The sequence below is a fragment of the Bradyrhizobium roseum genome (assembly GCF_030413175.1).
Taxonomy (GTDB): Bacteria; Pseudomonadota; Alphaproteobacteria; order Rhizobiales; family Xanthobacteraceae; genus Bradyrhizobium; species Bradyrhizobium roseum.
The window spans coordinates 6,495,998-6,510,886 of record NZ_CP129212.1 but is presented as its reverse complement, the minus strand read 5'-3'; the positions used below and the strand labels follow the sequence as shown (position 1 = coordinate 6,510,886).

Sequence of the window (14,889 nt, the reverse complement as noted above, 5' to 3'; positions counted from 1 at the left end):
CGATTAGTAGGAATGCGAAGCGGCATGATCGCCGGGACGCTCTTCGGACTGCCGTTGCATCAGTCTCATGAGCGGCGTCCTGCCGAACATGAGGAACAGCACAGGCGTGATCAGGGCATCGAGCAAGGTCGCGCTGACAAGCCCGCCGAAGATCGTCACCGCGACCGGGTGCAGAATCTCCTTGCCGGGCTCGTCGGCCGCGATAAGCAGCGGCAGCAGCGCCAGCCCCGCGGACAGCGCGGTCATCAGGACCGGCGTCATGCGCTCGAGGCTTCCGCGGATCACAAGCTCCGGCCCGAACGCCATTCCCTCGCGCAGGGCGAGGTTGATGTAGTGACTGATCTTGAGAATGCCATTGCGCGTCGCGATTCCCGCCAGCGTGATGAAGCCAACCATGCTGGCAACCGACAACGGCTGTTCAGTCAGCGCCAGCGCCGCGACCGAACCGATCAGGGCCAGCGGCACGCCGCCCATGATGATCAGCGCCAGCACGGCGGAACGGTAGCGGCTGTAGAGGATCGCAAAGATCAGCGCCAGCGAGACGAGTGAAAGGATACCGATCCTGCGGCTGGCTTCCTCCTGGGCCTGGAACGTGCCTTCAAGGCTCGCCGTGACGCCCTGCGGCAGGTTCGCCGCCTGCAGTTCTGCACGAACGCGCCGCACGATCTCCGCCATGTCGGTCCTGCCGTCCGAGTTGGCGAGGATGACGATGCGGCGGCGGCCGTTCTCTCGCAGGATCTGGTTTGGCCCGTCGGTCTCCTTCACGTCGGCGATCTGGCGCGCCGGGATCCAGCCGGACGGGGTCTTGATCAGGAGGTCGCCGAGCTTCTCGGTCGTGCGAAGCTGGTCGGGCAGGCGCATCACGACGTCGTAGCGCTTGTAGCCGTCGACCACGCGCGAGATGACGCGCCCGCTCGACAGCCGCGACAATTGATCGGTCACCGCGCCCGGCTGCACGCCGTACAAGGCGGCGCGCGTATAGTCGACGCGGATTTCGAGTTGCGGGATGCGTACCTGCTTTTCGACCTGCAGGTCCTGGATACCTTCGATCTTCGCAAGCCGCAGTCGAAGTTCTTCCGCGCTGCTGCGCAGCGTGTCGAGATCATCGCCGAACAGTTTCAGGGCCAGCTCGGCGCGGACGCCCGAGAGCAGATGATCGAGCCGGTGCGAGATCGGCTGCCCGACATTGACCGACAGCGGCAGCACCGAAAGCCGCGAGCGGATGTCCGCGACAATCTCCGGCTTCGGCCGCTGCGACCGCTTGAGGTCGACTTCGAGTTCGGACGAATGGATACCCTCGGCGTGCTCGTCCAGTTCCGCGCGGCCCGTGCGCCTTCCGACGCTGATCACCTCGGGCACGTCGAGCAGAAGGCGTTCGGCAATCGAGCCCACGCGCGTGGATTCGGAAAGCGAAACTCCCGGGTTGAACGCGATGTTGATCGTGAACGTACCTTCGTTGAAGGCTGGAAGAAACGCGCGCTTCAGGCCGAGCGCGCCCAAACCTGCGCCCAGCACCGCCAGCGCCGTGACGCCGAGCAGCAATCCCCTGTGGGCGAAAGCAAGCCTGAGCGCCGCATGGTTCGCGGATTTGAGCCTGCGGACGAGCCAGCTCTCCCGTTCCGCAAGGCGCTTCATCCGCGGCAGCAGGTAATAGGCCATCACCGGGGTGAGGGTGATCGAGACGAACAGGCTCGCGAGGATCGAGATGATGTAGGCATGACCGAGCGGCGCGAACAGCCGCCCCTCGATGCCCGAAAGCGCAAACAGCGGCACGAACACCAGAACGATGATCATCGTGGCGTAGACGATGCCCGACCGCACCTCGTTGGAAGCCGAAACCACCACGTCGAACACGGATCGCGGATTGCCTTGCTCCCGGTTCTCGCGCAGCCGGCGAAAGATGTTCTCGACATCGACGACGGCGTCGTCGACCAGCTCGCCGATGGCGATCGCAAGCCCGCCCAGGGTCATCGTGTTGATCGACAGGCCCAGCAGCTTGAAGATGATGGCCGTGGTCAGGATCGAGACCGGGATCGCGGTCAGCGAAATCGCCGTCGTACGCCAGTTGAGAAGGAAAGCGAACAGGATGACGGCGACGACAAGGGCGGCCTCGAGCAGCACCCGCTCCACGTTCTGGATCGAGTTCTCGATAAAGCTCGCCTGCCTGAAGATGATCTCGTTGGCCTTGACGCCGGACGGCAGGCTGGGCTCCAACTCCGCGAGCACCTGCGTGATCTGCCGCGTCAGCTTCACCGTATCGACATCGGGCTGCTTCTCCACCGAGACGATCACGGCGGGCTTGCTCATATAGCCGGCGTCACCCCGCTTGACCTTGGGCGCAAATTCAACGTTCGCCACCTGCCGAAGCAGGATGGGACGCCCCTCGATGGTGGTAACGACGATGTTGCGCAGGTCTTCGAGGCTCGTCGTGCGCCCGATATTGCGGATCAGAAATTCGCGGGCGTTCTGGTCGGTGAAGCCGCCGCCGGTATTGGTGCCGAACTGCCTGAGGGACTGTTCTATCTGCTCATAGCTCACGGCAAGCGCGCGCAGCGCGGACGGCAGCGGCGCGATCCGGTACTGTCGAACCTCGCCGCCGATCGGGATGACCTGTGCGACACCGGGCACGGCGAGCAGGCGCGGCCTGATCGTGAAGTCGGCGATCTCGCGCACTTCCATCGGAGAAGCCGTCTTCGACGTCACCGCGATCAGGAGGATCTGGCCCATGATCGAACTGATCGGGCCGATCTGCGGGGTGATGTTCAAAGGCAGCTGGCTCTGCACTTGCGCGAGACGTTCCGCGACCAATTGGCGGTTGCGGAAAATATCGGTGCCCCAGTCGAACTCCACATAGACGATCGAAAGCCCGATGCCCGAGACCGATCGTACCCGGCTGACGCCGGGCACACCGTTCATCTGGGTTTCGATCGGGAAACTGACGAGCTGTTCGACTTCCGGCGGGGCGTAACCTTCCGATTCCGTCAGGATGGTGACGGTCGGACGGTTCAGGTCCGGGAAGACGTCGACAGGCAGCTGGCGCGCGGTGTAGGCGCCCAGGAGAACGAGGACGGCCGCCATTGCAAGCACGAAAAGGCGATTGCGGAGCGAGGCGCTGACCAGGAACGTGAACATGCGCGCCTCCTCAGCGGACGTGATCGAGCAGGTCCGCGCCTTGCGACACGATCCGCTTGCCGGGCGTGAAGCCGGACACGATCAGCACGCGATCGCCGTCGAGCGGCTCCGTGCGCACACTCCTTGGCATGAACCGCTCGGGGGCGATGTGCTCGTAGACGAAATCCTGGCCGTTGGAGCCGCGAACGACGCTGCTGCGCGGCACCGCGAGGCCTTCCTTGGTATCTTCGGTCGCGACCAGCACGGTGAGAAATTGACCGGCTCTCAGCCCCGCAGTGTCGCCCGTCACGGCAAAATGCACCGGCACGGACTGGCTGCGATCGGCAAAGCCTGTGCCTTGATAGACAAGGTCGTAATTCCTGCCCGTATAGGTCGACGCCCGCGCGCCGCGCGACGGTTCGAGGCTCTCGAAGCTCAGCGCCTCGACCCAGAGCCGGGAGGGATCGATGATGTTGAAGACGACGGAACTTGGTTGAACGATCTGGCCCGCCACGGCGCTGCCTTCGGCGATGACGCCCGCCACCGGCGCGATCAGCGCTTCGGGCTCGCGCCGCGATTTCTCGATCGATGCGCGCCGGTCGCGCAGCCCTTCGAGTTCGAGCCGTGTGTCCTCGAGCTGGGTGCGCGATATCGCGCCCGATGGCGCGAGCTGCTCGTAGCGGGCGAACCTGCGTTCGACGATCGAGATCTGCTGATCGAGTTCGCCCTGGCGCTGCCGCATGTCGGAAACATCGATCGCCGCAATGGGCGGGGTGACATAGCCCAGGATGTCGCCCTGCTTCACCGGTGTGCCCAGCCGGGGAAAGCCGCCCGATGGCGCGGATAGACGGCCGCCGACGGCGGATTGCACGTAGCCGCTGGCATTGGGATCGGGAATGATCCTTCCCGGAAGTTCGGTGACCTTCTTGTGCCCGGCGGGCTCGGCGACCAGCGTCCGCACCGCAAATATCCGCTGCACCGATTTGGGCACGAAGACCGCCCCATCGGGAAGGCGCTGGGCGCGCTCGCCCGAGACCGTGCTGATGGCGATCTGTGCCTTTTCCTCCTCGTGGCCGTGGCCTTTATGGGCCTCCGGCTCGCGTGCCCCCAGGAGCATGGGAAGGAACATGACGACAAGGGCTGCCACCCTGCGCCTGCCGCGCAGTGCAATGGCGGAGAGCAGTGCCCCGAAGAGCGCGCCGCCCAGGACGAGAAGCACCGATGTCTTGTTGATGTGTCCGCCGGCAGCCGCATCCTGCTGTGCTGCGCCTTGCGCAGCTGCGGGGGTGGACTGGATTGCCAGCGGCAGAATGTCGGTGGTGTCTCCCGCCGTGACCGTGAAGATCAGCTCCGTCCGTCCGCTCTTTGCCAGCCACGGCGCCGCCACCCGGTACGTGCCGTCGGCGCTTGCCACAGCTTTCACCGGACCGTTGGGCGATTCGACTTCGATCGTTGCGCCGGTTACCGGCTCATTGGTGGCGAACCGGTCGAGATAAATTTCAAGATTGTCGCCGCGGACGATCGCAACGACCTCGAACGCGTCGGAATCGGCCTCGCCGCGCGGCAGGGCGCTCGCCGAGACGGGCGGCTGTTCCCCATGTTCATGGCCCTCATGGGCGGAAGCGGGGGCGATCGCAGCGCATAGAGCTGCGGCTGCTGCGAGAGCACGCAAGGCACGCCCAAAATGGGAAAGCATACCGGTCGTCCTTCAATCTGAATTGCCGTCGTCTGCGGGCAGCACTGGGCATGCCTCGCAAACTCATTGTTCGGTCGGATTCAGATGAAGGTCTTGGGAGGCCGCCTGAGCGACTCCGGCTCACGCTCCGGCCACATCGGTGAGGGGCCGAAGGCGATCCGGGTTATCGCTCGCGGAAACGCGATGAACGCCATGGGACTGGGCAACCCGGTCGCGCAACATGCGGCGCATGCGGACAGGCAGCAGTCGCCGGCGCAGTTCCGGTCGGAAGCCGGCGGCATCCCGTCGGCTTTCCACCGCGCCTGCCGCAACGAGGCAGACCCGGCCGACTGCTCAATCTCATCAAAAGCGGCTTGAGATGCGACCTGAGATACGGCTTGGCTTTGGCCGTCATGAACGGACGCGAGGTGCGGATGGCCGGTATGGGCCCGGGCAACAGACGGCGCGAGCGAAAGCGCGATCAGGACGATCGCCGCTCCCAAAACCCGCATGATCTGCTGCTTTGCCATGACGGCCCTATTGTTGCACGCGCACCCTAGATATCGCGGGGAAGCCCGGAATTCAAGGTTCTCCGGTTCGAGCCTCCGCGCTGGTTCTTCTCAAGAAGGTGAACGAGACGCAAATCGAGGCTTTATTCGTCCGTCATACGAACGATGCCACCCCCGCGAGCTGGAGGCCTAACCTGACGAATTTATGTCGGCAGATAGGCTTTGATCGCCGGCAGAAAGAAAATCGCGATGTTGAGGGCGAAGCCGGTGCTCCACAGGATCGAGCGCAGCGTCGGGCGGTTGCCGAGATAGGTGAAGACGTAGGCGACCCGGACGATCAGGAACAGGATCGCGAGTTCATCGATCAGGTGCTGGGGGGCCAGGCGGAATTCCGCCAGCAGGACGGCGGCCGCAAGGAAGGGAAACGCCTCGATCCCGTTCTGGTGGGCGCCGAGCGCGCGGGCGCGGATGGCGTCCTCGTAGAAGGCGGGATCGCGCGGCTTGGCGTTGTCGAACTGGCGATGCCAGGCCCATTTGACCGAGGCGATCGTCAGCAGATAAAGCATCAGCGTTCCGAAAACGCACCATTCGGCGATCGTCATGGTTCCTCCCGCCCGCGGCAATCGTACCGGCCAGGCGGTTATCTTGACAAGGATGGTGCAACGCGCGAAGCCATCGCCATCATGTCCGCGGTCGCCCCCATTGAACATCCCGAGCCGGCACCGGCTGCCCTGCCGCGCCGCGTCGGCGTGCTGCTGGTCAATCTTGGCACGCCCGACACGGCAGATGCCCGTGGCGTGCGGGTCTACCTGAAGGAATTCCTCTCCGATTCGCGCGTGATCGAGGATCAGGGCCTGCTCTGGAAACTGATCCTTAACGGTATCATCCTGCGCGTGCGTCCCGGCCGCAAAGCACGCGATTATCAAAAGATATGGAATACCGAGAAGAACGAGTCTCCGCTCAAGACCATCACGCGCTCGCAGGCTGAAAAGCTGGCAGCCGCGATCGCCGATCACAAGCACGTCGTGGTCGATTGGGCGATGCGCTACGGCAACCCGTCGATGCGCTCGCGGATCGAGGCGCTGGCCGCGCAGGGTTGTGACCGCTTGCTGGTGGTGCCGCTCTATCCGCAATATTCCGCCGCGACGTCGGCGACGGTCTGCGATGAGGCGTTTCGCGCGCTCGCCGACATGCGCGCGCAACCGACGCTGCGGGTCAGCCCGCCTTACTATGATGACCCGGAGTATATCGAGGCGCTCGCCGTTTCGATCAAGGCGCATCTGGCGGCGTTGCCGTTCGAGCCCGAACTGATCGTGGCGTCGTTTCACGGCATGCCGCAGAAGTATGTCGACAAGGGCGACCCCTACCAGGCGCAGTGCGTCGCAACGACCGACGCATTGCGCGCGCGCCTGGGCCTTGATGCCTCAAAGCTGATCCTTACGTTTCAGTCGCGCTTCGGCTTCGACGAGTGGCTGCAGCCCTATACCGACAAGACCATCGAAAAACTCGCGAAAGATGGCGTGAAGCGCATCGCCGTCGTGACCCCCGGCTTCTCCGCCGATTGCCTCGAGACGCTGGAGGAAATCGCGCAGGAGAATGCGGAGATCTTCGAGCATAATGGCGGGGAGCTTTTTTCCGCCATTCCCTGCCTCAACGACAGCGATCCCGGCATGGACGTCATCCGCCAGCTCGTGCTGCGCGAGCTGCAGGGCTGGCTATAAGCCGTCGAGAATGTGTCGATACCCTGCCGCCGTTCGAACTCGAACATCTGGTGGCCGAAAAACCGTTCCCTAGCTATACAGTGCGGACCCGGGAGCGCCGGCTGAACCGGAGCCGTGGCGCCGCCGACAAACGATCGTGCGTCCGGCGGCGTTCCTGCCGGCTTTGGAGGGATTTATGAGCGGCTTTGATATCTTCGCGATCGCGTTTGTTCTGCTCGTGATCGTCACGCTGTTCGCGGGGGTCAAGACGGTGCCGCAGGGCTACGACTGGACCATCGAGCGGTTCGGCAAATACACCCGCACGCTGTCGCCGGGGCTCAATCTCATCATTCCCTATTTCGACCGCGTCGGCCGCAAGATGAACATGATGGAACAGGTGATCAGCATTCCCGAGCAGGAGGTGATCACCAAGGACAACGCCACCGTGACGGTGGACGGCGTCGCCTTCTATCAGGTGTTCGATGCCGCCAAGGCGAGTTATGAAGTATCCAATCTCGATCAGGCGATCATCGTCCTGACCATGACCAACATCCGCTCGGTGATGGGATCGATGGATCTCGACGCGGTGCTGTCGCACCGCGACGAGATCAATGAGCGGCTGCTGCGCGTGGTCGATGCCGCCGTTTCGCCGTGGGGACTGAAGGTCAACCGTATCGAGATCAAGGACATCGTTCCGCCGGCCGATCTGGTCGAGGCGATGGGCCGGCAGATGAAGGCCGAGCGCGTCAAGCGCGCCGACATCCTGCAGGCCGAGGGCCAGCGCCAGTCGGAAATCCTGCGCGCGGAAGGCGCCAAGCAGGGCCAGATCCTTCAGGCCGAAGGCCGCAGGGAGGCTGCGTTCCGTGACGCCGAGGCGCGCGAGCGCTCGGCCGAAGCCGAGGCCAAGGCGACGCAGATGGTTTCCGAGGCCATCGCCAAAGGCGACGTCGCCGCGCTGAACTATTTCATCGCCGACAAATACATCAAGGCGTTCGGTCAGCTTGCGGATTCGCCGAATCAGAAGATCGTCATGCTGCCGATCGAAGCGATGAGCATTTTGGGATCGCTGGCCGGCATCGGCGAGATCGCCAAGGCGACCTTCGGCGAAGCTGCGACATCAGCCACGGCCGCACGGCGGGCGTCCTCGGTGCCGAACACCGGCCCCACCCCGCCGCCGGTCGCGCCGCAGCGGTGAGGTTCGATCCGGAGGACCATTCTGGTTGATGAGAGGTTCGTGTCATGGCCGAGATGTTTTCTACCCTGGGCACCTGGAACTGGCTGATCTTCGGCTTCATCCTGATGGCGCTGGAGCTGTTGGCGCCGGGTATCTTCTTGTTCTGGCTCGGGCTCGCGGCGTTGCTGGTCGGGCTGTTGTCGTTTGCAGTCAACCCGTCCTGGCAAACGCAGATCCTGATGTTTGCGGTGTTTGCGGTTGCCGCGGTGCCGGCGTGGCGCCATTTTGCGCGCAGCGAGGGCAGCCGCAGCCTGAGCAACCCGTTTCTCAACAGGCGGACCGAGGCGCTGATCGGCCGCGAATTCACCCTGGAAAAGCCGATCGTCGACGGGACGGGCACCGTGCGGATCGACGACACGATCTGGCGCGTCGCCGGTCCGGATGCGCCGGCCGGCAGCCGGGTGAAGGTGGTGCAGGCCGACGGTGCAAGCCTGACGGTGGCGGCAGCCTAGCTGGACGTTCGCTTGCTCCACCGCTCCGCAAAGCGATTCAGGGGCTGAAAGCCTTCCATTAGTTCTCTGCCCAGCGGGGTCAGGCGATAGCCGTCGCCGGCCAGCAACTCCACGAGCATGGCCTCGCGCAATTCCGACAGCCGCGCCTGCATCACCGTCGGTGAGGCGTCGTCGCAGGCGGTGCGCAGCGCGCGTGAGGTCAGCGGGCCGTCGCGCAGTTCCCAGATGATCCGCAGCGTCCAGCGCCGCCCCAGCAGATCGAGCAGCGCCATGATCGGCCGGCCTGATCGGGAGCCGCGAACGGCGGTCTTTTGGGCGGCGGCATCCTTTTTCGGCATCGAAAATCCCCTTGCACGTCGCTACAGATAATGTAGCGTATTGCTACGTTATTTGTAGCATAAGGATCAATCGATGTCACAGACCATGCCGCGGATCGCGCCGCTCGATCCGCCTTATGCACCTGATATCGCCTCCCAGTTCGACCGCATCATGCGCGGCGCGCCGCCGCTGCTGCTGTTTCGCGTCATGGCCGGCCACGGCCGCGCCTGGGAGAAGTTTCGCGGCGGCAGCCTGCTCGACCGCGGGCCGCTGTCGCTGCGCGAGCGCGAGATCGTCATCGACCGCACCTGTGCGCGAACCGGGTGCGAGTATGAGTGGGGCGTGCATGTCGCGGCGTTCGCCGAAGCCGCGCACCTGACCGAACAGCAAATCCGCGCCACCGCGCGCGGCACTGCCAATGAGGCCTGCTGGTCGCAGGCCGAGCAGGCGCTGATTGCGGCCGTCGACGCGCTGCACGACCGCGCGACGCTCAGCGACGCCGAATTCTCTGGGCTTTCTGCCCATTACGACGCCGCGCAGATATTGGAGATCATGCTGCTGTGCGGCTTCTACCGCACCGTATCGTATCTCGCGAACGGGCTGGCGCTGCCGCTGGAGGAGAAGGCGGCGCGGTTTCCGGAGTGAGGAATCGTAGGGCGGGTTAGCCGCAGGCGTAACCTACCATTCCCTCCGGTGGCTCGAAGGCGGTGGGTTGCGCCTGCGGCTAACCCACCCTACGAACCTACGCCACACCCGCACGCAGAAAATCGTGCAGGTGCACGATGCCGACCGGCTTGCCGGCGTCGGTGACGATCAGCGTCGTGATCTTCGAGGAGTTGAGGATCTCCAGCGCCTCACCGGCCAGCACGTCGCGGTCGATCGTCTTCGGGTTTTTCGTCATCACCTCATCGACGGTGGCCGTCATCAGGCCGGGGCCCATGTCCATGTGGCGGCGAAGATCGCCGTCGGTGACGATGCCGGCAATATTGCCGCGCGCATCGATGATGCCGACGCAGCCAAAGCCTTTCGATGTCATCTCGACCAGCGCGTCTGACATCTTTGTGCCGAGCGGCTTCAGCGGCACCGCGTCGCCGGCGTGCATGAGGTCGCGGGTGTATTTCAGCATCGCGCCGAGCTTGCCGCCCGGATGCAGCACGCTGAAATCGACCGAAGTAAAGCCGCGGCCTTCCAGCAGCGCGATCGCCAGCGCGTCGCCGAGCGCCAGCATCATCAGGGAGGAGGTGGTGGGCGCCAGATTGTGCGGGCAGGCCTCGCGCGCCTTGGGCAGCGTCAGCGCGACGTCGGCCGCCTTGCTGAGCGAGGATTCCCGCTCCGACGTCATCGCGACCACGGCAATCCCGAAGCGCGCGGCGTAACTGATCAGATTCTTCATTTCCGGTTGTTCGCCGGACCACGACAGCGCCAGGATGACGTCGTCGGCCGTGATCATGCCGAGATCGCCATGGCTGGCTTCGGCGGCATGCACGAAGAAGGCCGGCGTACCGGTGGAGGCAAAGGTCGCGGCGATCTTGCGGCCGACATGGCCCGATTTGCCGAGCCCGGTGACGATCAGCCGGCCCTTGGCGTTCCGGATCAGCTCGGCGGCGGCGGCAAAGGGGGCGCGGAGATCGGATTGCAGCGCCGCCGTGAGCGCGGCGATCCCGCTGCCTTCGGCGTCGAGCGTACGCAGGGCCGACTGGACGGCAGCGTCAGCGGGGTCGGTGCCGGATGATTTTGCCATCAGCGGATTCGGATGAGCCATGTCTGTATCCAGGGAAGAGGGGACGTTGTCCCCGGGACTCTCCATAGCATGACCCGTCCCGCGATGCGACGCGCGCGGCGGCGGCCTCAACTGCTCATTAACCATAGTTGTTTTAACTCCGTTAACGAACGCGCCTCGCGTACGCCATGTGCGAACCTATCAAGCGTATGTTTTTGTTGGGGTATTTCCTGTCGTGATGGCCAGGCCAGCAACGGGCCGGAACAGCTGCGCGCGCCTCCTCCGCGCCGCCTTGCCGTGTCTTGTGCTGACGGCCCTGTCGGGAACCGTGGCGAAGGCACAGACCGTCACGCCGGACCTGTTCAGCACGACGCGCACCAGCCAGGTGATGTCGCCGGATTCGCCGTTGCGCCGGACCGCGGCGGAGGTGAACGACCCGTTCAACAACCCAAAGCCTGGGGATACCGACAGGACAAGGCCCGCGCCGTCACGGATCGGACAGATCCCGAAATACGGCGTGCCGGCCGCAAGCGGCGCGGCCAGTTCCGGCTACGACTCGCTCAACCGCAAGCGCCAGAAGCCGAAATTCTATCCGGGGCAGGCCAAGCCGAAGCCGCCGGTCGGTCCCGGGAGTCCGCCGCCGGTCGCGTCGAACACCGGGCTGCGGCTCTCGATTCCGCCATCAGACTCGGCGCACAAGACACCGCTCCCGCCGGCCATGGCGGGCACGGTGGCCGGGCAGCCGCCGCGCAAGCGCCTCAAGGTCGATGACGATCCGTTCGGCGCGGTCGGCGACTATGCCGGCAGCTTCTTGATCAAGTCGGCGGTCGAAGTCTCCGGCGGCTACGATACCAATCCCGGCCGGCTCGCGGCGGCGCGGGGCAAACCGCTCTACGTGATCGCGCCGGAATTCCTCGCGGTCTCCGACTGGGAACGCCACGCGCTGGTCGCTGATCTGCGAGGCTCCTTCACCGGCTACGGCGGCAATCTCACGCCGAACGCCAACGGCACGCCGCTGTCGGCGCCGCTCGATATCGACCGGCCCAGTTTCATCGGCCATGTTGACGGCCGGCTCGATGTCAGCCGCGACACACGGCTGACCGGGCAGGGGCGGCTGTTCGTATCGACCGACAATCCGGGCAGCCCGAACGTGCAGGCGGGCCTCGCCCGCTATCCGATCTACACCACGCTCGGCGGAACCGTCGGCATCGACCAGAGCTTCAACCGCCTGCAGGTTTCCGCCGGCGCCACCGTCGACCGCACCGACTACACCAACTCAAAGCTCACCGATGGCAGTTCGAGCACCAACGACGACCGCAATTTCAGTCAGTATGGCGGCGTCGGCCGCGTCAGCTACGATTGGATGCCCGGCCTGAAGCCGTTTGTCGAAGTGCAGGCCGACAACCGCGTGCATGACGTCAAGCTCGACCGCTCCGGTTTCGCCCGTGACTCGACCGGTGGTTACGTCAAGGGCGGCACCAGTTTTGAATTCACGCGGCTGTTGACCGGCGAAATCGGCGTCGGCTACGCCGCGCGCGACTATGTCGATCCCAGGCTGAACCGCCTCGATGGCCTGCTGGTCTCGTCCTCGCTGGTGTGGACCGCGACCCCGCTGACCACGGCCAAGTTCATCTCAGACACCACCGTCACTGAAACCACGCTGCCGGGCACCTCCGGCGTGCTGACGCACATCTACACCGTCGAGGTCGATCACGACTTCCGCCGCTGGCTGACCGCGATCGGAAAATTCACCTGGGGCGAACTCGACTATCAGGGCAACCCCCGGCGCGACAAGATCTACACCGTGTCGGGCGAGGCGATCTACAAGATGAACCGCAACCTCTGGCTCCGCGGCACGCTGCGCCGCGACTGGCTGGATTCGAACCTGGCGGGCAACAGCACGGCATCGACGGTGGTGATGCTGGGGGTGAGGCTGCAGCATTGAGTGCGAGTTCGCTCCACTCGTCATCCAGTACGCCGCGGCTTACCCGCACATCACCGACGTCTCTGGAATACTGGATCACCCGCATGCGCAGGTGATGATGGCCTGAGTGATGGACTCCAAACAAAAACCCCGGCACTTCGGCCGGGGTCTTGGAACATCGTGAAGACCTGTAGCCCTTACGGGCAGGAATAGCGCATGCCGTCGCGGCCGAGATAGGTCATGCTGTTGGGATCGTACGAGCGATAGCGCTGCATGCAGTAGCCGACGGCCTGCTGCCGCTGCTGCTCGGCGGCGCTCGCCGCGATCGCACCGCCGATGATGGCTGCGCCGACGCCGATGCCGACCGCGGCGCCGACACCGCCGCCACCGCGACCGCGGCCCCAGCCGCCGCCCCGGCCTCGTCCCCGGCCGCGCTGTGCGAAGGCCGGAGAGACGCCCGCCGCAACGAAGGCGCCGGTCGTGGCCACCATGCCGAATCCGTACATGAAGATCAGCGCACCGGTTGCCAGAACGCGTGCGAAGCGCTGGCGCATGGAAATGCCCGTTCCCTGAGTTCTCATTTTGCCACCTTTCTTTTTCATTCCAGATGATGATGCCCGCCTGAGGAACGATTGGGCATTGACCTGAATCAAGCGAGATTGCGGGTTATGCCGCGCACTGTCCATATGCACCGCAACATATGTGGGCCGACCGACGCATCGGCCTCGTCGAGTTCCGGTTCGAGGTGGCTGCCCAGGTCCGCTCACCGCGGCAGGGTCGTCGTCCCCATCAGGTACTGATCGATCGCCCGCGCGCACAGCCGGCCCTCGCGGATCGCCCACACCACCAGCGATTGGCCGCGGCGCATGTCGCCGGCGGAGAACACGTTGGGCAGCGAGGTCTGGTAGTCCTGCGTATTGGCGCGGACGTTGCCGCGCTGGTCGAGATCGACGCCGAGGTTCTTCAGCAGCCCCTCGTGCACCGGATGCACGAAGCCCATGGCGAGCAGCACGAGCTGCGCCTCGAGTTCGAACTCGGTGCCTGAAATCGGCTTGAACTTGTCGTCGACCTGGACGCAGTGCAGCTTCTGCACCTTGCCGTCCGCGCCGGAGAATTTCTGCGTCAGCACCGCGAATTCGCGTTTGGCGCCTTCGGCCTGGCTCGACGAGGTCCGCATCTTCAATGGCCAGTTCGGCCAGGTCATGCCCTTGTTCTCGTGTTCGGGCGGCGCCGGCATGATTTCGAGCTGGGTGACGGATTTCGCGCCCTGCCGGAATGACGTGCCGATGCAGTCCGATCCGGTGTCGCCGCCGCCGATCACGACGACATGCTTGCCCTCGGCGAGGATGTCCTTGACCCCACCGAGCGGCTCGGAGGAAACGCGACGGTTCTGCTGCGGCAGGAAATCCATTGCGAAATGGATGCCGTCGAGGTCGCGACCGGGGATCGGCAGGTCGCGGCCGGCTTCGGCGCCGCCGGTCAAGGCCACCGCGTCATATTGGGCGAGCAATTCGCGGGGATCGATCGCGCCCTCCGAGCTGCCGCCGACATGGACGCCGTAATGGAACGTGACGCCCTCGGCTTCCATCTGCGCCAGGCGGCGGTCGATGACGTGCTTCTCCATCTTGAAATCGGGAATGCCGTAGCGGAGCAGGCCGCCGGCCTTGGCGAATTTCTCGTAGACATGGACGTCATGGCCGGCGCGCGCGAGCTGCTGCGCGGCCGCGAGGCCCGCGGGACCGGCGCCGACGATCGCAACCTTCTTGCCGGTCTTGATCGCTGCGATCTCCGGCTTCAGCCAGCCATTGTCCCAGGCGCGGTCGACGATGGCGCATTCGATGGTCTTGATGGTGACCGGGTTGTCGTCGATGTTCAGCGTGCAGGACGCCTCGCACGGGGCGGGGCAGATGCGGCCGGTGAACTCGGGGAAATTGTTGGTCGAGTGCAGGTTGCGCGAGGCTTCTTCCCAATTGCCCTGATAGACGAGATCGTTGAAATCGGGGATCTGGTTGTTGACCGGGCAGCCCGGCGTGCCCGGCGCCACCGAGCCGGTGCCATGGCAATAGGGGATGCCGCAATTCATGCAGCGCGCGGCCTGGTCGCGGGTGTCCTTCTCGCTCAGCGGAATGACGAATTCGCGATAATGCTTCAGACGGTCGGCGACCGGCGCATACTTGCGGTCATGCCGGTCGATTTCCAGAAAACCCGTGATTTTTCCCATTAAACCTGATGCCCCTGCATCTCTC

The 14,889-nt window shown here is 64.7% G+C and carries 13 protein-coding genes; 5 read left to right on the top strand and 8 right to left on the bottom strand.

Annotated features, from left to right (window positions below):
* Positions 1 to 3: 3 nt before the first annotated feature.
* The 4 genes from QUH67_RS30840 to QUH67_RS30825 form a co-directional block, all read right to left on the bottom strand.
* Positions 4 to 3,132 (bottom strand): efflux RND transporter permease subunit, encoded by a 3,129-nt coding sequence (locus QUH67_RS30840; protein ID WP_300943321.1) that lies wholly within the window; start codon positions 3,130 to 3,132, stop codon positions 4 to 6.
* 10 nt (positions 3,133 to 3,142) lie between these two features.
* Entirely contained in the window at positions 3,143 to 4,807 is a 1,665-nt protein-coding gene (locus QUH67_RS30835; RefSeq protein ID WP_300943319.1) for an HlyD family efflux transporter periplasmic adaptor subunit, read from the bottom strand.
* Between the two features lie 80 nt (positions 4,808 to 4,887).
* The gene (locus QUH67_RS30830; protein ID WP_300943317.1) at positions 4,888 to 5,316 is read right to left on the bottom strand and encodes a hypothetical protein; all 429 of its coding nucleotides are present in this window, start codon (positions 5,314 to 5,316) and stop codon (positions 4,888 to 4,890) included.
* A gap of 182 nt (positions 5,317 to 5,498) precedes the next feature.
* On the bottom strand, positions 5,499 to 5,897 hold the full coding sequence (locus QUH67_RS30825; RefSeq protein ID WP_300943315.1) for an MAPEG family protein: 399 nt from the start codon (positions 5,895 to 5,897) through the stop codon (positions 5,499 to 5,501).
* Between the two features lie 81 nt (positions 5,898 to 5,978).
* Between QUH67_RS30825 and hemH the strand changes: the two genes are divergently transcribed.
* From hemH to QUH67_RS30810, 3 genes are all read left to right on the top strand, one after another.
* The gene (gene hemH / locus QUH67_RS30820; protein WP_300943313.1) at positions 5,979 to 7,016 is read left to right on the top strand and encodes a ferrochelatase; all 1,038 of its coding nucleotides are present in this window, start codon (positions 5,979 to 5,981) and stop codon (positions 7,014 to 7,016) included.
* 175 nt (positions 7,017 to 7,191) lie between these two features.
* Complete coding sequence (locus tag QUH67_RS30815; RefSeq protein ID WP_300943311.1) at positions 7,192 to 8,190, top strand: SPFH domain-containing protein; 999 nt, start codon at positions 7,192 to 7,194, stop codon at positions 8,188 to 8,190.
* A 44-nt stretch (positions 8,191 to 8,234) separates the two neighbouring features.
* Entirely contained in the window at positions 8,235 to 8,681 is a 447-nt protein-coding gene (locus QUH67_RS30810) for an NfeD family protein (protein WP_300943309.1), read from the top strand.
* On the opposite strand, the gene QUH67_RS30805 is transcribed toward QUH67_RS30810, so the two are convergent.
* Complete coding sequence (locus tag QUH67_RS30805; protein ID WP_300943307.1) at positions 8,678 to 9,019, bottom strand: winged helix-turn-helix transcriptional regulator; 342 nt, start codon at positions 9,017 to 9,019, stop codon at positions 8,678 to 8,680. The genes QUH67_RS30810 and QUH67_RS30805 overlap by 4 nt on opposite strands.
* 73 nt (positions 9,020 to 9,092) lie before the next feature.
* On the opposite strand from QUH67_RS30805, the gene QUH67_RS30800 reads away from it, so the two are divergent.
* On the top strand, positions 9,093 to 9,644 hold the full coding sequence (locus QUH67_RS30800) for a carboxymuconolactone decarboxylase family protein (RefSeq protein WP_300943305.1): 552 nt from the start codon (positions 9,093 to 9,095) through the stop codon (positions 9,642 to 9,644).
* A gap of 97 nt (positions 9,645 to 9,741) precedes the next feature.
* Here QUH67_RS30800 and QUH67_RS30795 read toward each other — a convergent pair whose 3' ends face one another.
* Complete coding sequence (locus QUH67_RS30795; RefSeq protein WP_300943303.1) at positions 9,742 to 10,761, bottom strand: KpsF/GutQ family sugar-phosphate isomerase; 1,020 nt, start codon at positions 10,759 to 10,761, stop codon at positions 9,742 to 9,744.
* Between the two features lie 196 nt (positions 10,762 to 10,957).
* Here QUH67_RS30795 and QUH67_RS30790 point away from each other — a divergent pair, with 196 nt between their 5' ends.
* Positions 10,958 to 12,664 (top strand): outer membrane beta-barrel protein, encoded by a 1,707-nt coding sequence (locus tag QUH67_RS30790; RefSeq protein ID WP_300943301.1) that lies wholly within the window; start codon positions 10,958 to 10,960, stop codon positions 12,662 to 12,664.
* Positions 12,665 to 12,840: 176 nt separating this feature from the next.
* Here QUH67_RS30790 and QUH67_RS30785 read toward each other — a convergent pair whose 3' ends face one another.
* On the bottom strand, positions 12,841 to 13,197 hold the full coding sequence (locus QUH67_RS30785) for a BA14K family protein (protein ID WP_300943299.1): 357 nt from the start codon (positions 13,195 to 13,197) through the stop codon (positions 12,841 to 12,843).
* Between the two features lie 209 nt (positions 13,198 to 13,406).
* Positions 13,407 to 14,864, bottom strand: a complete 1,458-nt coding sequence (locus QUH67_RS30780; RefSeq protein WP_300943297.1) for a glutamate synthase subunit beta — start codon at positions 14,862 to 14,864, stop codon at positions 13,407 to 13,409.
* Positions 14,865 to 14,889: the final 25 nt, after the last annotated feature.